A 23,973-nucleotide genomic window follows, 5' to 3' on the forward strand; every position below is an offset into this window, starting at 1 on the left:
CGCTTTCGCGCGACAGCGCAAGAGTCGGCGGGCGACGACCGCCTTTTGCATGGCGGGCGCCACCTGCCTGCGACAGGATATGTGAAGCGGAGGAAGGTGGCGCCTCAGGCGGCGCAGGTCGGATGCGCCCGGTGCCGCGCGTGGAGCTGCTCGATCTCCGCAACGAAACGCTCGCCTGCCGGGGGCTCGGCCCGCAGGGCCTCGGCCATTCGACGGGCGTTGATCGTGAAGTCCGGCTCGTGGATCAGGCGGGCGATGGCAGCGGCGAGGGCTGCTTCTTCGCTTGCCAGATCAAGCCGGAGGCCGGCGCCGTGATAGGCCACCCGCGCGGCATTCTCGTTCTGGTCACGCCCCATGGGCAGGATCAGGAGTGGCACCCCGTGCCAGAGCGCGCGCAAGGTCGTGCCGTGGCCGCCGTGGGTGATGGCCAGGGCGGCATGGGGCAGGATCGCCTCGTGCGACGCCGAATCCACGATCCGCACATTGGCCGGGACCGGGACGTCGAAGCCGTCCAGCACGTTGCCGAGCGTCACCACGGCCTCGACGGGCAGTCGGCCGAGCGCCTCGACGACGCCGCGCAGCACGGCGCTCTGCCCCTGGTCCGTGGTGCTGAACGACACCAGCACGAGAGGGCGGTCCGGGCTGCCGGGGCGCGCCCCGCCTGCGTCGATCCAACTCGGCTCGCCGAGCAGGGGGCCCACATAGCGCACGCCCTCGGGGAGGCCGGCGGTGGGATAGTCGAAGACGCGGCTCGTCGCCAGGAGGTGAAGATCCCCCGCATGCAGCTGGTCGAGCACGCGCGCGAGCGGCTTTCGTCCCAGCGCCTGCCGGGCGGCATTGAGGTTCGGCAGGAAGCCGTTCCACATCTCCTCCGCCCAGGCCGCCGTCGAGCGGTCGCGCTCGTGGTCCGCCGCGCTCACGGCCGGCAGGAAGCCCGGGCCGAACGGCGGATGCCCCGGCAGCGGACAGATGGAGACGTTGGTCGCGAGAATCGCGGTCGGAAGCCCCGCCACCTCTCCTGCCAGCACGCTGCCGAACAGCAGGTCGCTCGCCACCAGGACATCGGTGGGCTCAACCGTCATCACGTCGATGAGATCGCGCGCATAGGCCTCGGACGGGCCGACGAAGATGCGCTCGCACCAGGCCGCGAAGGCGGTGAAGGGATCGGCCAACTCCGCATCGCGGACGAAGCAGCTCGCCGCCGAGCGGTCGGGACGGTTCGGCGCGCGCTTCCATCCCACGAAGCGCGCCCCGACGGCGCGGGCATCGCGGGCGACGGAATCGTCCGCGACCACCGTCACCTCGTGGCCGCGCGCGCAGAGCGCCGCGACAGCGGAAATCGTCGGCGGCACGTTGCCGCCGCCCTCCCATCCGGCCACGACGATGCGCAGCCGGCCCGCGTGAGCCGGTTTCGGTTCCATCACCATTCTCCTCATGTGCCGGTGTTCGGGCGCCGGCGCCCTTCAATCCTCGCGGAGCAGCCGCTCCACGATCTCGGTCATCAGGCGCGCGGTACGCTCGGCCGTGTGGCCCTGCCGGCGACGCATCAGGTGCCAGACCCAGACGTCCGTCGTCGCCAGGAGCTCGGCGAGGAGATCATCCCGCCGCGCGCCCGCGCGCCGCTCCAGCCAGGGGCGGAACATGTCCTCGATCCATTCCCGGTGGCCGCGCCGGCCCTGCTCCAGGACCGCGCCGAACTCGGGGATGCGGTCCTCCTGGTTCAAGGTGCGCACCACCAGGTCGCCGCTGCGCTCATAATCGGCCATTAGGACGGCGATGATCCCGGAAACGTCGGCGGGCCGGCCTTGCCAGCGCTGGGCGCGGATGGCGCTGTCCTGTCGCGCCGCCATGGCGCTCAGCACCCCGGCCTTGTTGCCGAACCGGCGGATGACCGTCTGCCGCGTGGTGCCGGCCGCGGCGGCGATCTCGTCGAGGGTCACCTCGTCGAACCACCGCGTCTCCATCAGCGTGACGAGCGCATCGACGATCTGCTGCTCGGTGTCGCGCACTGCACTTTCGCGCGCCACCTGTCGATACGGCCTCGCCGCCATAGTCACCTCCAATTTGACGTTACAGATAGTAACTCTAAATTGGAGCGTGTCAACGGCCTCGGCCTGCGACGGGCCCTGCCGAGGTGGAGAGCCCATCGCCCGGAGCATGCGAAATGGCGGCGGCCGGTGTGAGCCGGCGCGGGGCAGGATACCGGATTGCCATCAAAGCTCCTCCCTCGCGGACAGGCGAAGTCGAGCGGGTGGCGTTCGGCGCCACCTCGTTACGGGTTCCGGCGGGCGCGGCAGGGGCGCGAAGCTCAGGAGCCGATGCCGGGGTCCGGCGCGTGGCTGCCGATCTCCTTCAGGATGATCTCGCGGATCGCCTTCTTGGAAAGCTTGCCAGTGGCAGTGTGGGGCAGTTCCTGGACGACGATGACATCATCGGGAACGCACCATTTGGAGGTCTTGCCCTCATAGTGGCCGCGCATGTCGGCGCGGGAGAAGCTGGCGCCCGGCTTCAGCACCACCACCAGCACCGGGCGCTCGCCCCAGCGCTGGTCCGGACGGGCGACGATGGCTGCCTCCTTGATGGCCGGGTGGGCCTGCGCGATGTTCTCCAGCTCGATGGAGGAGATCCACTCGCCGCCGGACTTCACCACGTCCTTGGTGCGATCCACGATCTGGATGAAGCCCTCGGCGTCCATGGTCACCACGTCGCCGGTGTCGAACCAGCCGGGGTTGTCCGCATGGGCGGGACCGGTGGGGGTGTTGAAATAGCCGCTCGCCACCCACGGCCCGCGCACCAGCATGGAGCCGAAGCTCCTGCCGTCGTGCGGCATCTCGCGGCCCTCGGCGCCGGCGATGCGGAACTCCATGCCGAACAGGGGCCGGCCCTGCTTGCATTCGAGCGCGAGGCGGGCCTCGGGATCGAGCGCGCGGTGCTTGGGCTTGAGGGCCGCGGAGAGGCCCACCGGGCTCGTCTCCGTCATGCCCCAGGCCTGGCGCACCTCCACCCCCTTGTGGTGGAACCGGCTGACCATGACGGGAGGCACGGCCGAACCGCCGATGACCACCCGCTTCAGGCGGCTGAACTCGCGCGCGTGGCCGTCCATCCAGTCGAGCAGGCCCAGCCACACGGTGGGCACGCCGGCCGTGAAGGAGACGCCCTCGCCCTCGAACAGGGCATGCAGGCTCGCGCCGTCGAGATTGGCGCCGGGCAGCACCAGCTTGGCCCCCACCATGGGGGCGGCGAACGGCAGGCCCCAGGCGTTCACATGGAACATGGGCACAATGGGGCAGATCACGTCGTTGGAGGACAGCCCCAGCGCGTCGGGCATGGCGATGGCCAGCGCATGGAGCACGCAGGAGCGGTGCGAGTAGAGCACGCCCTTGGGATCGCCCGTAGTGCCGGAGGTATAGCACAGGCCCGAGGCGGTGTTCTCGTCGAAGGTCGGCCAGTCGAAGCTGTCCGGCTCGCCGGCGATCAGCGTCTCATAGCACAGGAGGCCGGGCAGCTTCTCGGCGAGGATGTCGGACTTGGGCATGTGCGCCGCGTCCGTCATGGCCACCACCGCCTTCAGCCCCTTCAGCTGGTCCGCCAGTTCCTCCACGATGGGCAGGAAGGTGAGGTCGAAGAACAGCGCGCTGTCGCCGGCATGCGCGACGATGTAGGCGATCTGCTCGCGGAACAGACGCGGGTTGATGGTGTGGCACACGAGGCCCGAGCCCGAGACCCCGTAGTACAGCTCCATGTGCCGGTAGCCGTTCCACGCCAGCGTGCCGACCCGGTCGCCGGCCTTGAGGCCGAGGCGGGCGAGCGCGTTGGCGAGCTTCTGGCTGCGCTGCGACATGTCGGCATAGGTGTAGCGGTGAAGGCCGCCTTCCACCGTGGCCGACACCACCTCCCCGTCGCCGTGGTAGGCGGCGGCATGCCTCAGGATCGAGGACAACAGCAGCGGGACATCCATCATCGTGCCGAGCATCGCTTTCCTCCGTCTTTGCTTTTGTGTTGGGCGCAAATTTCCAGTCGGACAGAACTTCAGAAGGCTTCGGCGTCGAGCGCCATGAGCGCGGGCGCGCTGGAGGCGAGGGCGGCGTCGAGGCCCAGCGTCTGCGGCAGCATGCGCTGGACGAAGAACGCAGCAAGGGCGCCCTTGCGCCGCTCCACCGGCGTCGCCTCCGCCGCCGGCACGGCCGCCGCCATGCGCGCCCACATCCAGCCGAAGGCGACGAGGGCGAACAGGCGCAGGTAGTCGGTGGCGGCGGCGCCGGCCTCGACGGCCCCGCCCTGGGCGGTGAGGCGCACCGTCGCCCCTTCGAGGCGCGCGAGCGCCTCGGCCACAGGCGTCACCAGCGCCGCGCCGGCCACGGGCAAGGCGGCGTCGAGATCCGCCTGGATGAGGGCGAAGAAGCGCGCGGGCAGGCGCCCGCCGTCCAGGGCAAGCTTGCGGCCCACGAGGTCCATGGCCTGCACGCCGTTGGTGCCCTCGTAGATCTGGGCGATGCGCGCGTCGCGCACATACTGCTCCATGCCCCATTCGCGAATGTAGCCGTGCCCGCCCAGCACCTGCTGGGAGGCCACCGCCGTCTCGAAGCCGAAATCGGTGAAGGCGGCCTTCACCACCGGGGTCAGGAGCGCCACCAGCAGGTCCGCCTCCTTGCGGACCGCCTCGTCCGGATGCCGGTCGGCGATGTCCATCTGGAGCGCCGTCCACACCGCGAGCGCCCGCGCCGCCTCGGCGAAGGCGCGTCCCGTGAGCAGCATCTTGCGCACGTCCGGATGGTGGATGATGGCGACAGGGCCGGGCGTGCCGTCCGCGCCGTGGCCCTGGAGGCGCTCCTTGGCGTAGGCGACGGCCTTCTGGTTGGCCGCCTCGGCGATGCCGAGGCCCTGGATGCCGACGAACAGGCGTTCCGCGTTCATCATGGTGAACATGGCGTTGAGCCCCCGGCCCGGCTCGCCCACCAGCCAGCCGGTGGCGCCATCATAGTTCATCACGCAGGTGGGCTGGGCATGGATGCCCATCTTGTGCTCCAGCGCGCCGACGCTCATGCCGTTGCGCGCGCCGAGGCTGCCGTCCGCGTTCACCAGGACCTTCGGCGACAGGAACAGGCTGATGCCCTTCACGCCCTTCGGCGCATCCGGCAGGCGGGCGAGCACGAGATGGATGATGTTGCCGCCGAAATCCTGGTCGCCGGAGGAAATGAAGATCTTGGTGCCGGTGATGGCATAGCTCCCGTCGCCGTTCGGCACGGCGCGGGTGGAGAGCAGGCCGAGGTCGGTGCCGGCGGAGGCCTCGGTGAGGGCCATGGCGCCGGTCCATTCGCCGGAGATCATCTTCGGCAGATAGGCGGCCTTCAGCTCGGCCGAGGCATGGTTGCCGATGGCCTCCACCGCGCCGCGGGTGAGGCCGGGGAACAGGCCGAAGGAGAGGTTCGCCGAGGACAGCATCTCGTCCAGCAGGATCTGCAACGCCCGCGGCAGGCCCTGGCCGCCATGCTCCGGATCACCGGAAAGGGAGCACCAGCCGGCGTCAGCGAACGCGCGGTAGGCCTCGGCCACGCCCTTGGGCGTGGTGACGACGCCGTTCTCCAGGGTGCACCCCGCCTCGTCGCCGGGGCGGTTGAGGGGCTCCAGCACGCCGGAGGCGAACTTGCCGGCTTCCTCGAGCACGCTCACGGCGAGCTCGGCGTTCACGTCCTCGAAGCCCGGCAGGCCGGCCATGATGGCGTCGAAGTCGAACACCCGCTTGAGCAGGAAGGCAATGTCGTCAACGGGAGCCGCATAGGTGGCCATGGGTGTTTCCTCGACAATTAGTTTCGCAGGGGCTTGCCCGTGGCGAGCATGTGGCGGATGCGCTCCAGCGTAGCCGGCTCGCCCAGCAGGGCAATGAAGGCGGCCCGCTCCACCGCCGTCACGTCGTCCTCGGTGACGGGGCGGGCGGGATCGGCATCGGGGCCGCCCGTGAGCACAGTGACGAGGGCCTCGCCGACCACCCGGTCATGGGGGGAGATGCGGCCGGCGAGCGTCTCGGTGTCCAGCACGTTGCGCAGCGCCGACGCGCCGGAGGGGCCGGAGAGGGTCACGGCCGGCGGGGCGGGCGGCGCGTAGCCCTCCGCGAGAGCGAGCGCCTTCGCCTTGGCGTCGGCCAGCAGGCGGTCGCGGTTCATGGTGATGCCGTCGGTGGGACGCAGATAGCCGAGCCGCCGCGCATCGAACGCGCTGGCGGAGACCTTCGCCGGAGCGATGAGGCCGAACGCGGCGAGCGCCGGCGCGACCGGCCCCTTCGCCCCCGCATGGCCTTCGGCGAACCGCAGCAGCATCTCCTTGCAGCCGCCCCACCCGGGCACCACGCCGATGCGCGTCTCCACGAGGCCGATGGACAGCTCCGCGTGGGCCTGGATGGCGGCGCAGTGCAACAAAATTTCGCAGCCGCCGCCGTAAGCGAGGCCGTTCGCCGCGCCCACCACCGGGAAGGGGGCATATTTCACCGCCCTGAACAACCGATGGCCGCGGTCGATGTTGGCGCCGAAACCTGCGGGACCTTCCTTCTCCACGGTTTCGAGGAACACCCGGATGTCCGCGCCGGCGCTGAACAGCAACGCGTCGGAGCCGATGACGAGGCCTTTGAAGTCCTGCGCCACCCGGGCGAGCGCCGCCTCCAGCGCATCCAGCACCGGGGTGCCGAAGGTGTTCATCTTGCTGCGGATCTCGAAGCAGGCGATGCCGTCGCCCAGATCCCAGAGGGTGGCAGCGCCCCAATCCTCCACGGGCTTGGAGGCGAGACGCACCGCGGCGAGGGTGATGATGCCTTCCGGCTGCGCCACCTTGCGGCGTGTGCCATCCGGCAGCAGGCACAGGCGTGCGCCGTCCGCGACGCTGTAGAAGCCGCCGGCCTCCGCCGCCTGCGCCAGATAGTCCGGCACCGGCAGGCCGCGCTGCTCCAGCCGGCCGGCGAGCCAGCCGGCGCCCAGCTGGTCGATCAACTCGAACGGCCCTTTGGCCCAGCCATAACCGCCGCGCATGGCGGCATCCACCGCATCCGGTCCGTCGGCGATTTCCGGTGCGACGCGGGCGGCATAAGCGAGGGACTTCTCCATCACCGCAGCGGCATAGCACCCGGCGGCGCCCGCATGCTCCATCAGCGCGCGGGCGTCGCCCTTGGCGTCGTCGAGGCTGTCGCTGGAAACCTGCTTCTGCGGCCGGTATTCGCCGGTGATAAGATCGGTTACCGCGCGGCTCCTGCGGTCGGCAGAGAGCTTCACGAAGCCCGCCCCGCTTTTGCGCCCGAGCCGCTTCTCGCCGACCATGCGGGCAAGGAGCGGCGGCTCCACGGGATAGTCCTGCATCGCATCGCTGGCCGGCAGGGCGTCGTGCATGGAGCGCAGCACCATGGCCATCAGGTCGATGCCCACGAGGTCCATCAGGCCGAAGATACCGGTCCTGGGAATGCCGAAGGGCTTGGAGATGGCGGCATCCGCCACTTCCACGTCGAGGCCGAGGGCGATGGCCTCGTTCACCGCGGCGGCCATCCAGTAGTTACCGATGCGGTTGGCGATGAAGCCGGGCGTGTCGCGGCACACCACCACGCTCTTGCCCAGCTGCCGGTCGCCGAAATCGCGGATCGCCGCCAGCGCCTGCGGCCGCGTCGCCGGGCCGGCCACCAGCTCCAGCAGCGGCATGGTGCGGGGCGGATTGAAGAAGTGGGTGACGAGGAAGTCCGCAGCGAACGCCTCCGGCAGCCCGGTCACCAGATCGGCGAGGGGAATGGTGGAGGTGTTGGAGCTGACGATGGAGCCCGGCTTGCGCACGGATTCAATGCGCGCGTAAAGCCCCTGCTTGATGTCGAGGCGCTCGGCCACCGCCTCGATGATCCAGTCCGCGTCGGCCAGCAGCGGCATCTCGTCATCGACCGAGCCGGTGGCGATGCGCCCGGCGAAGGCGGGATCCATGAAGCCGCCGGCCTTCAGCTGGCGCGCCACGGCGGCGGTGGCGGTGGCCGCCTCCACGTCGAGGAGCACCACCTCCAGGCCGGCATTGGCGAGATGGGCGGCGATGCCGGAGCCCATGACCCCGGCGCCGATGACGCCGGCCTTGCGGAAATGGGCCATCACGCGGCCTCCACCACGAGGGCGATGCCCTGACCGCCGCCGATGCACTGGGTGGCGAGGCCGTAGCGCCCGCCGTCGCGCCTCAACAGTTGCGCCGCCTTGCCCACGAGGCGGGCCCCCGTGGCGCCCAGGGGATGGCCCAGCGCGATGGCGCCACCGTCACGATTGAGGCGGGCGGGATCGATATCGAGGTCGGCGCAGCAGGCCAGCACCTGCACCGCGAACGCCTCGTTCATCTCGATGACGTCGAGGTCGGCGCTGGTGATGCCGGCGCGCTTCAGCGCCTTGCGGGTGGCCTCCACCGGGCCGATGCCCATGATCTCCGGCGCGCAGCCGGACACTGCATAGCCGGCCACCCGCGCCAGTGGGGTCAGGTCGTGGCGGCGAACGAAATCCTCGGAGACCACGAGGGTGGCGGAGGCGCCGTCGGTGAGGGGGGAGGAGTTGCCGGCTGTCACCGAGCCCCCTGCCCGGAACACCGCCTTCAGCGCGCCGAGCTTCTCGACGCTGGTGCCGCCGCGCACGCAGCCGTCCTGCCCCACCGTGCCGGCCGGCGTTTCCACCGGGACGATCTCGGCGGCGAGGCGCCCGTCCGCCTGGGCGGCGGCGGCCTTGTCCTGACTGGCAGCGGCATAGGCGTCCTGCGCCTCGCGACTGATGCCGTAGCGGGCGACAAGGTTCTCCGCGGTGAGGCCCATGTTGAGGAAGGCGGCGCGCCGGCCGTCGTCCCAGCGCGGGTTGGGCATGGGGTTGAAGCCCATCATGGGCACGCGGGTCATGCACTCGACGCCGCCGGCCACGAACGCCTCGCCGGCACCCATGGCGATGGCGCCGGCCGCCATCTGCACCGCCTGCATGGAGGAGCCGCACCAGCGGTTCACCGTGGAGCCGCCCACGCCGAGCGGCAGGCCGGCGATGACGGAGACGCAGCGGGCGATGTTCAGCCCCTGCTCGCCCTCGGCGAAGGCGCAGCCGAGGATCACGTCCTCCAGCGCGGCCGGATCAAGGCCGGAGCGGCCGACCAGCGCGGCGACGACCCCGGCGGCGAGGTCGTCCGGGCGAGTGCCGGACAAGGCGCCCTTGTAGGCCGGAGCGAAGGGGCTGCGCGCATAATCGACGATAAAGGCTTCGGGCATGCTTCTTCCTTCACCGGCCAGGGCCGGCACGGGTTCTGAGGCGGCGACGCGAAACAAGCTCATCCGACGAGAGGTGGCCGTCCGGCGGCATCCGGCGGCGGGTCGAAGGCCGCCCTCCAGTTTCCGTCGCCCTCCCCGGCGATTTATGTATCAAACGATCGATACAATTTGCAACCCGGCGGCGGCTCCCTCATACAGGGACAGGCGCTCCGCTTCCCTCGAAGGGATCGCCGCTCTAAGAGAAGAAGAGGAAAGAAGGCGCCGCCGGTCGCCTTTTCTCCGCTCAGGCTCGGCCGTCAGGCCCTAGAGATCGGACAGCAGGACGACACGGATGGCGCGCAAGGCCGCCGCAAGGGGCGAGGAGACGCAGCGGAACAAGGTCGCCAGCGAGATCTTCAAGGGCGAGATCAGCCCGCGCCACAGGGAGGTGCTGGAAGCTGCGGCCGCCCTGTTCGCCGAACGCGGCTATGCCGGCACCTCCGTGCGCGACATCGGCGAGCGGGTCGGCCTGCTCGGCGGATCGCTCTACCACTACATCAAATCGAAGGAAGCCCTCTTCGCCAAGATCCACAACACGGCGCTGGAGGTGTCCGGAGCACGCATCCGTGCTGCGATTGAGGTCCAGGACGACCCGTGGGCGCGGCTCGAGGCCGCGTGCGTGACCATGCTTGGCATCCAGCTCGATCCCCAGTCCATCACCATGCCATTGATGAGGGATCTGCAGTCGGTGCCGCCGGAGGTGCGCGCGGAGCTCATCGCGAACCGCGACGCCTTCGAGAAGATCTTCGTCGACCTCGTCGCCGACCTGCCCCTGGACCCCCGCGTCGATCGCAGCATCTATCGGCTTCTTCTCCTCACGCTGCTCAACAATGTGAGCCAGTGGTACCGCGAGGGCCGCCTGACGCCCGAGGATATCGCCCGGCAAATGGTCTTCATTTTTCGCCAGCACGGGCGGTGACGCGAAGACAGCGGTGGCGCGAGGAACACGGAGACGACAATCTCGCCTTCCGAACGCCGCTTATTTCACGCGAAGGCTGTTCCCTGGCAAGGGTCCGCACGACCGCGGCCACGATGGACGAACCGATCGCCTCCGACTTCTTTTAGGCGGCGAAGCCGCGGAACGCGGCTCCGCGCCTTGTCGGCATGGCAGACACCCTCGACGGCAAGGTGACGGCTGCACGCTCTCCCCGGCATGGCGCATGTGAGCCGAAGGGGGTACAATACCTCGGAGATCTCCAGCGGCTTCGATTACAGCATCGATACGCATAACGCCGTGTCCCTGATGATCGAACGTGACTGGTCGAACGGCAAGGCGAGCTTCACAGGCATCGAGATCGGTTACCGCTATCGCTTGTGAGACCGCTTGCGGACCTGCTCGACGGTGCCGCGGACATTGTCGCTTTGGCGTGCTCGGGCGCAAGCGCGGTTGCTCCGTCGTGGCCCACCGCACGCTGACCGGAAGGCAAATCCGCTCGCCTGACGCAAAATGATAATTGGAATCGAGAGCCGTTGGGTATCATGATCATGATGAAAGATGCCGGGCAGATTACTAAAAATATATATGCCATGATGTTGTGCGGATACTTGGGTCGCGAAAAGCGGGAAAATTGACAAATACGTGCGATTCCAATGTATAAATCGCACGTATTGGCACAATTTAGATGGTCCGAGAGCGCTCCAATCGGTCGTCCATTGGGCCGACAAATGGAAAGAAGATCCCCGGATGCCCCGTGGTATCCAGGCGGGGAGCGTAGGAGGGCGAGATGCGCATTCCACTGAATGTCGCGCGCTATGCTGTCTCGGTAATCGCGGCCGTCGCCCTTGCATTTCCGGTCTTGGCCCAGAACGTCCTGGCTCAGGAGGTCGTGGCCCAGAACGTGGTGGCCCAGGACGATCCGTTGCCGTCTTGGAACGCAGGGGTCAATAAGAGCGCGATCATCGCGTTCGTCAGATCCGCGACGGATGCCTCCAACTCGAATTACGTGCCACCTGCCGAGCGCATCGCGACCTTCGACAACGACGGGACGCTTTGGGTCGAGCACCCGATGTACACGCAGCTCGCCTTCGCGCTCGATCGTTTGAAAACGCTCGCGCCCGAGCACCCCGAATGGAAGACAGCCCAACCCTTCAAGGCCGCCCTTGAAGGCGATATGAGAACCCTCGGGGCGCTGGGTGAGGAGGGTCTTCTGAAGATCGTCATGGAAACCCATGCCGGCATGAGCACGGCAGATTTCGAGAAGATTGTCAGCGGGTGGATCGCCGAGGCGCGGCACCCCAGATTTGATCGCCCCTATACGGATCTGACCTATCAACCGATGGTCGAGGTCATTCACTACCTGCAGGAGAATGAATTCAAGACGTTCATCGTCTCAGGGGGTGGAATTGAATTCATGCGCCCCTGGACGGCGCGCGTCTACAACATCCCGCCCGAGAATGTCGTCGGCTCCTCCATCAAAACCGAATACAAGATCATCAATGGCAAGCACGAGCTGATGCGGCTGGGCGAGATTTCTTTCATCGATGACAAGGCGGGCAAGCCCGTCGGCATCAACGCCCATATCGGGCTACGACCCATCGCGGCATTCGGCAATTCCGACGGCGATGCGCAAATGCTGCAATGGACCGCAGAGGGTCCGCGACCTCATCTCATGATGCTCGTTTTTCATGACGATTCCGCTCGGGAGTACGCCTACGGGCCGGCAGGTGGCCTGCCGGACACCGCTTTCGGGACATTCTCTCCGTGGCTGATGGAGGAGGCGCAAAAGGGAGGGTGGCACGTGATCAGCATGAAGAATGACTGGTCCACCATCTTCTCTCCTCCCTGAACGCGCAACAGGCAAGACCGTCGCGAAAGCGGAACGCGGGAGGGAACGGCACGTGTGGTATCGCGCGGAGCACAGGCTGTGCGCGCGAAGCGGAGCAAGGTGGGACGGATAGACATGTTCCGCGCGCGGAAGACCGACAGCGGCCCTCGAAAGCCATCACAGGACGATGTCCGTGCCCAGCTTGAGCGCATTCTCGCGAGCCCCGGATTTACCGCAAGCGCGCAACGGCGGAATTTGCTCCGCTACCTGGTGGACGAGGCCCTGGCTGGACAGGGCGACCGCCTGAAGGGGTTTGTGATTGCGGTCGCTGTCTTCGGACGCGACGAAAGCTTCGATGCCCAGGCCGATCCCCTGGTCCGCGTCGAAGCCATGCGGCTACGTCGCGAGCTCGACATGTATTACGGGACCTCCGGAACAGGCGATCCGGTGCGGATCAGTATTCCCAAGGGCGCGTATGTGCCGGCCTTCGCATGGTGCGAGGGCCATGGAAAGCCCGCCGCAGGCATGACGGAGACGGAGGCCGCGACAGCCGAGGCCAAGCCACCCGCCGGCCCCTCCGGGACGCCGCCGGGCCCGTCGGCCCCGGAACAGCGGCATGCTCGCTCGTGGCTTGGCCTTGCCCTTGCCGGCTTCGCCCTTGCACTGGCGCTGATGGCCGGAGGCGTCGTGGCTCAGCATCTGCCGCAGCACTGGATGGCACCCTTTTCATCGGGCGCGGTAAAGCAGAAGCATGGGATCACCGTGGTCGTGCTGCCGTTCCGGCCGTCCGGCGGCTCCAAGGAAGAGGAATATCTCGCGTTCGGCTTCGCCCAGCAGCTCACCACCGCATTGACGCGCTTTGCGGGGCTGGACCTTTATTCGGCCCCCCTCGACCTCCAGCACGGCACAGCGGTGGATCCGGTGAAGGCGAGCCAAGGCCTGCCCATCGCATATCTGGTCGAGGGCAGAGTCAGATCCGGGGAAGGCCGCACGCAGGTCGACGTCGAGCTCCTGGACGCCAAGACCGGCCGCGTCCTGTGGGGTAACACCTTTGATCGCCAGCTCGCATCGGACGGACTGCTGGAAATGCGGGAAGGCCTGGCCGGCCTCATCTCCACAGAGCTCGGTCAGCCCTACGGTATCATCCGCGGCGTTGCGATGGAGCAACTCGCCGATCATCTGCCCCCGTCGATGGTGGCTTATGGCTGCGTGCTGCGCGCCTATGCCTATCGCCGAACCTTCTCGCACCAGGCGCGCGCTCAGGTGCGCGGCTGCCTGGAGGAGACGGTGCGGCTGGACCCGCGCTATGCCGACGCTTTCGCTCTCCTGTCCCTGGTGCAGATCGACACGGCCCGCTTCGAGAATCTCGCACCGGATGAGATGGCGCGGGAGCTTCAACTGGCCTTTGAGGACGCGCGAAGAAGCGTCGAGCTTGCGCCGCGAAGCGCTCTGGGTCTCCAGGCGTTGGGCGCGGCGGCGCGCTACCGCGGACGGCACGACGAGGCGGAACGGCGTCTGAGGCAGGCGGTGGAATTGAGCCCCGACGACCCGGAGGCGTTGGCGCAGCTGGGCTGGCACCTCGTCCTCCGTGGCAAGGGCGATGAAGGACGGGCCCATCTCGCCCGCGCGATCGGGCGCAGTCTCGATCCGCCGCCGTGGTACTATTTTGCGCTTGCGCTGGAAGACTACATGCGCGGGGAGTTCGACGCGGCCCTCGATGCCGCTGGCAGAGCGAGGGCAGACGACTTCGGCGGCGGGTGGTCGCTGTATACGATCATCCAGGCTGCCCGCGGGAATCGCGATGAAGCCGCCAATGCGCTCTCCATGATGACCGCCCGCGCGCCCGATCTGGCCCGCGATGCCGATGCTTGGTGCGTGAAGCACGGCTTCAGCGATGCAACCCGCGAGCGTTTCGTGGCCGGCTTGCGGCAGGCCGGCTGGAAGAGCGAGCCGGATCGCCAGGCCCGAGCCGAATGAGGCGGGACAGCGGTGCCGGAAACCTTGAGGAACCGACGTCCGATGACGAAGTCTGCTCCCCTGTGGAGGCTCACGGTGCACTCGGCGTGGTGGAGGAAGCGAGCTTGAGCCGGATCCATGGTACCCTTGCCCCGCTGGCCATCGGGCTCGCGTCGGCGCTCGCGATCCTGGCGGGCGGATTCCTGAGCGCGGGCGCGAACACCCCTCCGGCCATGGCCGGCTCGCAGTCCTGCGCGGGCTGCCACGCGGCCGAAGCCGAGAGCTGGCGCAAGTCCCAGCACGCTGCAGCCATGCAGCACGCCCGCGAAGACACCGTTCTCGGGGACTTCGGCGGCGTCGACGTCGACTATTTCGGGATCCGCTCCCGGTTTTTCCGCGAGGACGGAAAATTCCTGGTGACGACGGACGGCCCGGACGGCGCCATGGGGACCTTCGAGGTCAAATATACCTTCGGCGTGGACCCGCTCCAGCAATATCTGGTCGAGTTTCCCGACGGCCGCATTCAGGCCCTGCCCTTCGCGTGGGACAGCCGGCCGAAGGCGAAGGGCGGGCAGCGCTGGTTCCATCTTTATCCCGGCGAGCAGGTTCGCCACGACGATTCCCTGCACTGGACCAAGCTCGGCCAGAACTGGAACTTCATGTGCGCGGAATGCCATTCGACCGGCGTGCGCAAGAATTACGAAGCGGCCTCGGACACGTTCCACACCACCTTCTCGGAAATCAGCGTGGGGTGCGAATCCTGCCACGGCGCGGCATCCGGGCACATCGCCTGGGCCAAGGGGGGCGCCGACCCCAGGCTCGCCGGGAAAGGCTTCGCGTCGATGGCGCCCAGGCGTCCGCCACCGGACTGGACCATCAATCCTGCGACCGGCAGCCCCGCCCATGGCACGTCGCGGCCGGCGGGGGATGAGGTGGAGACCTGCGCCCGTTGCCACGGCCGGCGCGGGGCCATATCCGAGAACTGGCAGCCCGGGCACCCGATCACGGACACGCATATGCCGGCCCTCCTGTCGGCCGACCTGTTCGAGGACGACGGGCAGATGCGGGACGAGGTCTTCAACGACCAGAGCTTCAAGCAGAGCCTGATGTATGCCAAAGGCGTGGTTTGCAGCGACTGCCACGATCCTCACTCGGGCAAGCTTAAGGCCGAGGGGGCCGAGGTGTGCGGGCAGTGCCACGCGCCAGAGCGTTTCGCGAGCACGGCCCACACCGGCCACGCGCCCGGGCCGGGCGCTCCGGACTGCATCTCGTGCCACATGCCTGCGCGGACTTATATGGGGGTGGACGCGCGCCACGACCATTCCTTCCGCGTGCCCCGCCCGGACCTCTCCGAGACGTTCAACACCCCCAACGCCTGTACCGGTTGCCACGCCGACAAGCCGCCGCGTTGGGCCGCCGAGGCGGTGGAGCGCTGGCACGGCCCCGTGCGCAAGGGCTTCCAGAGCTGGACCGAGGCCTTCCACAAGGCGCGGGCGGCCGAGCCGGCCGCGCGGGAGTTGCTGCTGAAGCTTGCAGCCAATCCCGAAATACCCGGCATCGCCCGCGCGACCGCTCTGTCGGAGGCGCAGCGCTTCCCCTCGAACGCCACGTCAGAGGCGACGGCCAAGGCCCTGTCGGATGCCGATCCCATGGTGCGCGTCGTGGCCCTTCGGGCCCTTGCGGGCGCGCCGCTGCCGCGCCGATGGGAGCTGGCGGCGCCGCTTCTCGGCGATCCGGTCCTGGCCGTGCGCACGGAGGCTGCGCTGCTGCTGGCGGATCAGCCGCTGGGCGATCTGGCCGAGGCGGACAGGATACGCCTCACCGCAGCCATGGCGGAATACGAGGCGGCCCAGCGGTTGAACGCAGACCGGCCCGACGCGCGCGCGAACCTGGCGCGCTTCCTCGCCAGCCGGGGCGATCCCGTTGCCGCGGAGGCCGAGCTGCTCGCCGGTCTGCGCCTTTATCCCGGATCGACAACCCTTTCGGTGAACCTGGCCGATATCTATCGGGCGCTCGGGCGGGAGGCCGATGCCGAGGCGGTGTTGCGCGAAGCCATCGCCAGAGCGCCGGAAGCGGGCGCGGCTCACCATGCGCTCGGCCTTTCCCTGGTGCGCCAGAAACGCTACGCGGAAGCGTTGGCCGAGCTCAGGCGCGGGACGGAACTCGCTCCGGACGAGCCGCGCTTCGCCTACGTCTATGCCGTCGCGCTGCAGTCGACTGGTCAGAGCGATCAGGTCAAGGCAGTGGTGGCGGAGGCATTGCGCCGGCATCCCTATGACGGCGCGCTGCTGACCCTTGCCCTGAAGGATGCGCTGCGCCAGTCGAACGTCGAAACCGCGGCGGATCTCGCCGGCCGCCTGTCCCAGATGCAGCCGGATGATGCCAGCCTTTCGCGGCTCGCCGACCGGCTGAAGGGGCGCTGATGCGCACGCAACCTCGCCCCTTGGGATTGACCCAAGTCCGCCGAACCAGCGGACCTGCAGGAGGCGTTGCCTAAACAGGTTCAAACCCGTTGGCACCTCACCTCCGGTCTTCGTCCAGGCAAGTCTGGGCGGCGGGATTGAGACGTCCAGGGCCATGAAGAGTGGGACGCGCAACACCATGACCACTGGATTTACAGGCGCCATCCCGTCTACACCCAGGTGGTGTTCTGTCTCGACCGCGTGCCCGCGCTGGTCGCCCAGCGGCCGGACCTGAAGGAGCGCGCGCCCTTCAAGGCGGTCCTGTCCGGCGGCCGCGAGGCGATCGCGCATCTGTCGATGCGGGAACTGTTCGAGATCGTCATCGCGTGCAGAGTGGAATGACCATGGAGGTCTTTCGCGCGGAGGTCCTAAATGGCTCGCCACCGCCAAAGACCCGCACTGGGGCCGGCCCTATACGGATCTCGTCTATCAGCCCATGCTCGAGGTGCTGAGCCATCTGCGCGCCAACGGCTACAGGACCTTCATCGCCACGGGCGGCAGTGCCGGCTTCATGCGGGAATACTCCGACAAGGTGTACGGATTCCCCCCCCGGAGCAGGTGCGCGGCACCGAGCAGGCCTTCAAATTCGAGCATGACAACCAGCAGCGCCCGGTGCTCATCCGCGAGCCGAAGCTGGTGCTGGACAATCTCGGCGCCGGCAAGATCGAGAACTTCTGGCTGCTGTACGGACGCCGGCCCCAGGCCGCCTTCGGCAACTCCTCCGACGACGATCAGCAGATGCTGGAATATGTGAAGGCGGGCGGCGCGGGGCGCCTGTCCGTCGCTGTGCTGCACGACGATGCCGCGCGCGAATATGCCTACGGCCCGGCGACCGGCCTGCCCGCGACCTCCGTGGGGACGTTCAGCCAGGAGATGCACGATCTCGCGGTCCGCCAGCACTGGACCATCATCAGCATGAAGAACGACTGGCGGTGGATTTTTCCCTTCGAGGGGTGAGCGGCCGGCGAAGGCGAGCTCCAAGCGCGCCATCTCGTCGGTACCGACGGTATGCGAACGGCCGTCCGGTCCGGCTCCGTCATCGGGTGCCCCGGCTTCGCAGGTCCCGTCGCCGGCATGAATCGTGAGGTTCGAACAGGTGCGAACCCGTTGGAACCTCACACGTGGATCGAAGCGCGATTAGCTTTGATCAACCGCCAACGCGGCGGGGCCTGCCAGGGCAATATCCGATGCGAGGGGCGTAGATGGACCTCAGGCCGCAACGAAGACAAGCCGCCGTCCCACCCCTTCCTTGACCAGCTTTGCGCGCAACGGAGGCCGAGTTCATGAAGCCACTCTCGTTAATATCCATGTGCGCGCTGGGGGTCGTTACATCCCTGGCGTCAGGCGGGCTTGCCTTCGCGCAGGACGCCAAGCGGCCGAACATTGTCATGCTGATGACCGACGACACTGGCTGGAACGATTTCGGCGCCTATTCGGGCGGTGGGACCGCGCTCGGCCATCCGACGCCGAACGTCGATCAGCTGGCGCAGGAGGGCGCGGTCTTCACCAACTGGTATGGTCAGGCGAGTTGCACCGCCGGCCGCGCCTCCTTCATCACGGGGCGGATTCCGATCCGTTCGGCGCTGTCGATCGTGGTGGCGCCTGGCGACGAGAACCGGCTGCGCAAGGAGACGCCGACGATCGCCCAGTTCTTCAAGAAGAACGGCTACACGACCTATTTCTCCGGTAAGTGGCACCTCGGCGACAAGCCCGACTCGTACCCCATCGAGCACGGTTTCGACGAGATGAAGAACTTCGCCGCCTACTATCCCGGCGTCTACGCCTATAACGACACCAGCAAGTGGTTCCACCCCTGGTTCCCGTCGTACAATGCACCGTTCAACAAGATGTACAACGAGGTGGTGAATCTGAGCGAATGGGAGGGCAAGGCCGGGGAGCCGGCCAAGCGCATCGCCACCATCACCTATGATTACCTCGCCGATTTCGACGTGCGGCAGGCGAAGAACGCGGTCGATTACATCAAGTCGCATGCGAAGTCCGACAAGCCATTCTTCATGGACGTCAACTTCATGAAGATGCACAACCCCACCAATGCAGCGGCTGCGTTCCGCGGCCGCTCGCACCTCGGGGACTATTCCGACTCGCTGATGGAGCTGGACGACAATATCGGCCAGATCATGAAGACGATCCGCGAGGAGGCGCCGAACACCATCGTCATCCTGACCGCCGACAACGGCGCGTGGCTCGATGCCTATCCAGATGCTGGCACGACACCGTTCCGCGGCGAGAAGGGCTCGGCCTTCGAAGGCGGCTGGCGCGTGCCCGGCATCATGTGGTGGCCCGGCAAGATTCCGGCCGGCGCGAAATATCATGAGATGATGTCGCACATCGATGCCTGGTCGACGCTGGCGGGCATGGTGGGAGTGACGCCGCCGCCGCAGGAATGGACCGGAAACGACGGCAAGCCGATCTACTTCGACAGCATCGACAACAGCGCCTACATCCTCGGAAAGTCCCAGCACTCCGCCCGCAAGTCGTGGGTCTATATCGACGGTGAGGTCTTCCAGGGGGCCCGGGCCGACGTTGGGGATGACCCGAAGGAGCCATGGGTCAATATTGCGTGGAAGTACCTTTACACGGCGAAGGATTCCTGGCTCGGCCCGAACCAGAACCTTGGCAGCATCGGCGCGACCTACAACCTCACCATGGATCCGTACGAAAAGTACGACATGACCTTCAACGGTGCAGCGCCGATGCGCGTGATGACCACCTCGCCCGGCCGGTATGCCGGACAGGACAATGGCTGGGTTCTGGCACTGATCGAGCCGGTCATCGCGGAGTTCGACAAGACGATCATCAAGTTCCCGAGCATCCCGCGGTATCTCGGCGGGGCGTCCAACGATCTGGTTCCGAATCTGCAGCAGCCCAACAATCCGATCCCGCTGCTGAATAACCAGCAGCTCGACAAGATCCGCACCGGCGGCAGCGGGGGCTGATTGCGGACGCGTTACAACGCAGGGTGCGGGGCGGCTTCGGCCGCCCCGTTCAATTGCAGGAGAGCCCGGAGTGAGGCGTTTCACGATACGACTGCTTCTAGCCTTGGCCATGGCCTGCAGCACGGCTGCGCAGGCCGACCCCGTCCCTGCCGCCACTGCGGCCACGGGCGAGCCGATCGCCAAGCTCGCCCTTGAATGGTTCGGGCGCATGAAGACCGGCCAGATCAATCGCTCCGAGCTCAGCGCCGAATATAGCGCGCAGCTGACCGCTGAAGCGGTGCAGACGTTGTCGCAATATCTGAATTTTCGCGATTACGGCGCGGCGCCGGAAAAGGCGGAAATCATGGAACAGCGCAGCGGCGAAGGTCAGATTGTATATTTGGTACGACTAACATTTCCGCGCGGCGATACAGGCAGCATGCTGCTCGGTCTAAGTACGAATGGCCAGATTACGGGCATCATGATCCTGGCTTTGCCCGGAGATTAGACCACTTTGACTGGCGCGCGACCATGGGCTGGCAGAACGGCGTGCTGCTTGGGCAACCACGGGGCCGAAACGAGGTGCATGCGTGTGATGGTCTGGCCGAGCGCTGATCTGTGACACTCCGGCCTCGCGTCGCCGCAATCGGAGATGGAAACAGGGCCCTCGGCCCGGATCGACATGCGATGCGGTTCTGCTACGGCAGGTCCTGGCCGTTCATCCTGCGAAACTCCGACGGCGAACATTGCTGCCAGCGCCCGAAGGCGCGCGTGAAATTCGCATGCTCCTCATAGCCCAGGGAGGCGGCGATATCGGCGATGGACATATGGGTCCTAGTCAAAAGGTAAACCGCCCGTTTGCGCCGCGCAATTTCCAGGAGTTCCCTGTAGAAATAACCGGCTCTCCGAAGGCAAATGCAAGCTCTTTCTGATGGTCGAGGGTGTCGTAAAAAACGAGTGAAACCAAGCGATTGGCGAAACTCGAAGGAAGCACGAAAATCGCATTCGAGGTCGCGGAAGCACCACGGAAGCAAACCGAAAGGAGGTTGTGGAGTACGAATGGCGATGATCGGCGAGGCTTTAGCCCGCGTCGTTTGAGCCATGTCGATTCTAGAATTCGCGATTGACCGTGGTCGATCTCGGACACTATCTGAATATCGATGCGCCCGTAGCTCAGCTGGATAGAGCGCCACCCTCCGAAGGTGGAGGCCACACGTTCGAATCGTGTCGGGCGCGCCAACTTAATATTAGGTTGATATCTTGCATATTTGCGGAGCGCCGTTGCAGAGCAATTCGCCGTATTGACCTCCAGATATTTCAGAGGTCATTCAAGTTGGCAGCGCCGCAGAGCGCGATGTTCAATTCTTGCAGGACGATTTCTTCCGGATAGCGGCTCCTCGTTGCCCTCCCGTGACCGAGTCCGGATCCATCCCGTCCCGTCGATTGCCGCTGCTAGTACATCAAACACCGCTGATGTCTTCATGCTACCAGACTGAGGCTTAGTCCGGGAGTCTTGGATCTGTCCCTGTCGGATGGCACGCACGGCGCTCGCTTGGTAATCTCTATAGCACTCGACGGGTGTACTCTCGTTCGGGAAGCGACCAGATCGGATGTCTCAAACGTCGATTGTCAGGGAAAATTCAGACAGGATTGTTAGAGAACAAACTGGGAATAATATAATGCACGTACTTGAGGCTACTCTTTGCTCATTTGCATTACGCCGCTGTATACGAGAACACGAACTGCATCGATCCTAGCGCGAACCACCCGCTGGAAGCGTTGTGCTCTTACGTTATTGAGCACAACGATATTTATTGCGTACTTTGCAATTAACTCGTCGCCCACATCAGCTTTGAGCGACGAGGATTGGGACTCGTGCGTGCATGCGGCCGAAATCGTACCCGATCGCTCGATCCGGGGATGCACAGCGGTTATCCAGGCAGGCGAGCGGATGATCACCCAGTTGGCGGCGGCTTATAACAATCGCGGTGTCGCGCTGCGGTCGAGTGGAGATATCGACCGTGCCATGGAGGATTACGATCGAGCACTTCGTTTGTCCCCCGACTACTATGTCGCGCTCAACAACCGAGGCGTTGCTTTAATGAGCAAGGGAGAGCTTGATCGCGCGATTTCTGATTTCGATCGCGCCGTACAACTGAGGACTGACTACCTCGGTGCCTATTATAATCGCGGGAAGGCACTCGGGCGTAAAGGACTCTTTGATCGTGCCATCGCGGATTATGATCTGGTCATCAAGGCTGATCCGAAGAATCCGACCTTCTTGTTCGAACGCGGAACGATGAAAGCGAACGCTGGAGATCAGAGCGGCGCGGATGCTGATTTCGAGCGCGCCGAATCGCTCAGGTCGAATGGTGCGCGGACGACGCGGCCACGATGAAACTCGCCCAACCTAGACGCCGTTGAACTTGTCAGGCTGATGGGAGCCGCAACTCCGCGTGAAGGCCTCCATTTCTGCCATTGGATAGTTCGACAGAGCCGCCGTGCAGTGTGGCGAGATCGCGGACGATTGCGAGTCCGAGCCCGCTTCCCGGTTTGGCCTCGTCGAGCCGCTCGCCTGGGGCGAACGCGCGGTTTAGTGCATCAGCCGGGATGCCTGGCCCGTCATCAACGATCGTAATAAGGAGCTGCCCCGTCGGGGTATCGCGCGTAGCCTTGATCGAGACAACACCACGAGCCCACTTGCAGGCATTATCGACCAGGTTGGCGACCATCTCGTCAAGGTCGTTGGGATCGACGGCGGCAAGCAATTCCGTCTCGGCTGTATGGACGATCGTCAGCTCACGATGAGCATAGAGCCGCCGCATCGCCGCGGCTATTGATGCGAAGGCAGGTTCGACCTGCGTGATGACGCCAGGCAGGCCGGCGTTGGCTGCGGCACGGGCTCGGGCAAGCTGGAAATCAATCTGGCGCTGCATCCGCCCTGTTTGCTGAGTCAGGACCGCGGCGCCCTCGGTATCACCTCTCGCGAGCAGCCGGCGCGCTTCGTCCGTCAGCACGGCCAATGGTGTCTTCAGGCCATGCGCGAGATTGCCCGCCTGCGTGCGGGCGCGGCGAACCATCTGGGTATTGGCGTCGATCAGAGCGTTGAGATCATCGACCAGCGGCCGAACTTCGGACGGGAAGTCACCAGGCAGGGTTTCTGCTTTGCCCGCGCGAATGTCGCCCAGCGCGTCGCGCAGACGGCGCATGGGACGCAGACCAAACCAGGCCTGCAACGTGCCGGCCCCAATTAGGGCTATTGCCAGTGTGCCGAGTGACAGGGCCAGCGCCTGATTAAAATGTCTCAGTACATCATCGACGATCCGCTGGTCGGCGCCAATTTGAAGCACGTAACCGTTTTCAGCGGTCTGCCACGGTCGCTCATATGCGATCATCGGCTCACCAGCCGGGCCAGCTTCGACTGAGCGAGTAAGCTGCCGATCCGCCCCCCGCGCGGGTGGCGGAAAACGCCGTTGCGGTTCGAGGGAGGCTGATTGTAGGACGATGCCGTTGCGATCGCTCACCTGCCAGTAATAGCCAGTCCCGGGCTGCGCGAAGCGCGGATCACTGAGCCTTTGTGCCAGAGCGAAATGTCCGTCGGCCGTGCGGGCCAACAGACCTTCGAGCTCGTCGAGATGACCGATCAGCTCGGCATTGACAAGCTCCGTGACGTGCGCCCGGAACAGCGCGGAAATCGAAACGCCAGCGACAGCGATACCTGTCACGGTCGTGAGAATAACGCCAACCAGCAGCCGGGCGCGCAGACTTCTGACCATCAGCCGAACCTGTAGCCCAGACCGCGCAGGGTCCTGATGGTATCGCGGCCGATTTTGCGTCGCAGCCGACCGACATAGACCTCGATCGTATTCGAGCTGCGTTCCTCATTCAGGCCGTAGAGATGGTCGAGCAACTCGGCTTGCGTCACGACGCGGCCGACGCGATGCAGGAAGAGGTGGAGCAGGCGAAATTCCTGTGCCGTCAATTCGATCGGCTGGCCCGCAACATTGGCGGTGCCGGCAACGGGGTCAAGCACGATATCTCCGTGGCGCAATTCGGAGGTGGCTTGGCCCGCGACGCGCCGCATCAGCGCGCGCAGGCGAGCTGCGACTTCGTCGACGTGAAACGGCTTCGCCACATAGTCATCAGCCCCTGCATTGAGACCTTCCACCTTCTCAGTCCAGCTGCTGCGCGCCGTCAGGATCAGGACCGGTGTGGCGGCCCCGGTACGTCGCAACCTCCGTAAGACCTCGATGCCTGACAGGCCGGGTAAACCGAGATCGAGAACGATCGCGTCGAATTCTTCTTGCAGCGCGAAGGAAAGGGCGTGCTCACCATCTTCCACATGCTCAACGACAAAGCCAAAGCTGGCCAACCCTTCCTTCAGGCGGGCGCCAATGTCCTGATCGTCTTCGACAAGAAGAATGCGAATGGTCATGTCTCCTGATTGCTGCAGTCCGATACTGGATCAACCTGCATTTACGCTGACAGCTTGTGTTCAGACTAGCGTGGCAATCAGGCGTCTAGAAGTCAGTGTTGAGACTCGTGCCAATGTTAAAATTGCTCCTGATAATCGTTCG

Annotated in this window: 19 protein-coding genes and 1 tRNA gene; 11 read left to right on the forward strand and 9 right to left on the reverse strand. The window is 66.0% G+C overall.

The genetic code is table 11. The features are described 5' to 3' along the window. Positions 1 to 104: 104 nt before the first annotated feature. The 6 genes from V5F59_RS18450 to V5F59_RS18475 form a co-directional block, all read right to left on the reverse strand. Complete coding sequence (locus V5F59_RS18450; RefSeq protein WP_393976632.1) at positions 105 to 1,421, reverse strand: glycosyltransferase; 1,317 nt, start codon at positions 1,419 to 1,421, stop codon at positions 105 to 107. A 42-nt stretch (positions 1,422 to 1,463) separates the two neighbouring features. Next, complete coding sequence (locus V5F59_RS18455; protein ID WP_393976633.1) at positions 1,464 to 2,051, reverse strand: TetR/AcrR family transcriptional regulator; 588 nt, start codon at positions 2,049 to 2,051, stop codon at positions 1,464 to 1,466. Positions 2,052 to 2,308: 257 nt separating this feature from the next. Continuing rightward, complete coding sequence (locus V5F59_RS18460) at positions 2,309 to 3,973, reverse strand: long-chain-fatty-acid--CoA ligase (protein ID WP_393976634.1); 1,665 nt, start codon at positions 3,971 to 3,973, stop codon at positions 2,309 to 2,311. Positions 3,974 to 4,029: 56 nt separating this feature from the next. Then, positions 4,030 to 5,787, reverse strand: coding sequence for an acyl-CoA dehydrogenase (locus tag V5F59_RS18465; protein ID WP_393976635.1), 1,758 nt, complete (start codon positions 5,785 to 5,787; stop codon positions 4,030 to 4,032). A 17-nt stretch (positions 5,788 to 5,804) separates the two neighbouring features. Next, positions 5,805 to 8,102: a 3-hydroxyacyl-CoA dehydrogenase/enoyl-CoA hydratase family protein gene (locus V5F59_RS18470; protein WP_393976636.1), complete on the reverse strand. Its 2,298-nt coding sequence runs from the start codon at positions 8,100 to 8,102 to the stop codon at positions 5,805 to 5,807. Next, a complete protein-coding gene (locus V5F59_RS18475) occupies positions 8,102 to 9,238 on the reverse strand; it encodes a thiolase family protein (RefSeq protein ID WP_393976637.1) in 1,137 nt (378 codons plus the stop codon). The genes V5F59_RS18470 and V5F59_RS18475 overlap by 1 nt, the downstream gene beginning before the upstream one ends. 331 nt (positions 9,239 to 9,569) lie before the next feature. Between V5F59_RS18475 and V5F59_RS18480 the strand changes: the two genes are divergently transcribed. The 9 genes from V5F59_RS18480 (at position 9,570) to V5F59_RS18520 (ending at position 19,904) form a co-directional block, all read left to right on the forward strand. Further along, positions 9,570 to 10,196, forward strand: coding sequence for a TetR/AcrR family transcriptional regulator (locus V5F59_RS18480; protein WP_393976638.1), 627 nt, complete (start codon positions 9,570 to 9,572; stop codon positions 10,194 to 10,196). 234 nt (positions 10,197 to 10,430) lie between these two features. Continuing rightward, positions 10,431 to 10,595 (forward strand): hypothetical protein, encoded by a 165-nt coding sequence (locus tag V5F59_RS18485; protein ID WP_393976639.1) that lies wholly within the window; start codon positions 10,431 to 10,433, stop codon positions 10,593 to 10,595. Positions 10,596 to 11,001: 406 nt separating this feature from the next. Beyond that, complete coding sequence (locus tag V5F59_RS18490; protein WP_393976640.1) at positions 11,002 to 12,063, forward strand: HAD family hydrolase; 1,062 nt, start codon at positions 11,002 to 11,004, stop codon at positions 12,061 to 12,063. Positions 12,064 to 12,177: 114 nt separating this feature from the next. After that, the gene (locus tag V5F59_RS18495) at positions 12,178 to 14,019 is read left to right on the forward strand and encodes a tetratricopeptide repeat protein (protein WP_393976641.1); all 1,842 of its coding nucleotides are present in this window, start codon (positions 12,178 to 12,180) and stop codon (positions 14,017 to 14,019) included. A gap of 86 nt (positions 14,020 to 14,105) precedes the next feature. Then, positions 14,106 to 16,421, forward strand: coding sequence for a cytochrome c3 family protein (locus V5F59_RS18500; RefSeq protein WP_393976642.1), 2,316 nt, complete (start codon positions 14,106 to 14,108; stop codon positions 16,419 to 16,421). Between the two features lie 240 nt (positions 16,422 to 16,661). Then, positions 16,662 to 16,802, forward strand: coding sequence for a hypothetical protein (locus V5F59_RS18505; RefSeq protein WP_393976643.1), 141 nt, complete (start codon positions 16,662 to 16,664; stop codon positions 16,800 to 16,802). A 216-nt stretch (positions 16,803 to 17,018) separates the two neighbouring features. Continuing rightward, on the forward strand, positions 17,019 to 17,417 hold the full coding sequence (locus V5F59_RS18510) for a hypothetical protein (RefSeq protein WP_393976644.1): 399 nt from the start codon (positions 17,019 to 17,021) through the stop codon (positions 17,415 to 17,417). A 326-nt stretch (positions 17,418 to 17,743) separates the two neighbouring features. Beyond that, entirely contained in the window at positions 17,744 to 19,417 is a 1,674-nt protein-coding gene (locus V5F59_RS18515; protein WP_393976645.1) for an arylsulfatase, read from the forward strand. A 70-nt stretch (positions 19,418 to 19,487) separates the two neighbouring features. Further along, positions 19,488 to 19,904: a hypothetical protein gene (locus tag V5F59_RS18520; RefSeq protein WP_393976646.1), complete on the forward strand. Its 417-nt coding sequence runs from the start codon at positions 19,488 to 19,490 to the stop codon at positions 19,902 to 19,904. Between the two features lie 190 nt (positions 19,905 to 20,094). Here the strand turns inward: V5F59_RS18520 and V5F59_RS18525 are convergent, their stop codons facing one another. Continuing rightward, positions 20,095 to 20,499, reverse strand: a complete 405-nt coding sequence (locus tag V5F59_RS18525) for a helix-turn-helix domain-containing protein (protein ID WP_393976647.1) — start codon at positions 20,497 to 20,499, stop codon at positions 20,095 to 20,097. A gap of 59 nt (positions 20,500 to 20,558) precedes the next feature. On the opposite strand from V5F59_RS18525, the gene V5F59_RS18530 reads away from it, so the two are divergent. Next, a tRNA-Arg gene (locus V5F59_RS18530) sits at positions 20,559 to 20,635 on the forward strand. A gap of 712 nt (positions 20,636 to 21,347) precedes the next feature. Further along, entirely contained in the window at positions 21,348 to 21,794 is a 447-nt protein-coding gene (locus V5F59_RS18535) for a tetratricopeptide repeat protein (protein WP_209612057.1), read from the forward strand. A gap of 31 nt (positions 21,795 to 21,825) precedes the next feature. Here V5F59_RS18535 and V5F59_RS18540 read toward each other — a convergent pair whose 3' ends face one another. Both V5F59_RS18540 and V5F59_RS18545 read right to left on the reverse strand, forming a co-directional pair. Next, the gene (locus V5F59_RS18540) at positions 21,826 to 23,172 is read right to left on the reverse strand and encodes a sensor histidine kinase (RefSeq protein WP_393976648.1); all 1,347 of its coding nucleotides are present in this window, start codon (positions 23,170 to 23,172) and stop codon (positions 21,826 to 21,828) included. Further along, positions 23,172 to 23,825, reverse strand: coding sequence for a response regulator transcription factor (locus V5F59_RS18545; RefSeq protein WP_024343199.1), 654 nt, complete (start codon positions 23,823 to 23,825; stop codon positions 23,172 to 23,174). Before V5F59_RS18545 ends, V5F59_RS18540 begins: the two co-directional genes overlap by 1 nt. Positions 23,826 to 23,973 lie beyond the last annotated feature (148 nt).

The organism is Xanthobacter nonsaccharivorans (genome assembly GCF_043194755.2).
In the GTDB taxonomy this organism is placed as follows: domain Bacteria; phylum Pseudomonadota; class Alphaproteobacteria; order Rhizobiales; family Xanthobacteraceae; genus Xanthobacter; species Xanthobacter autotrophicus_G.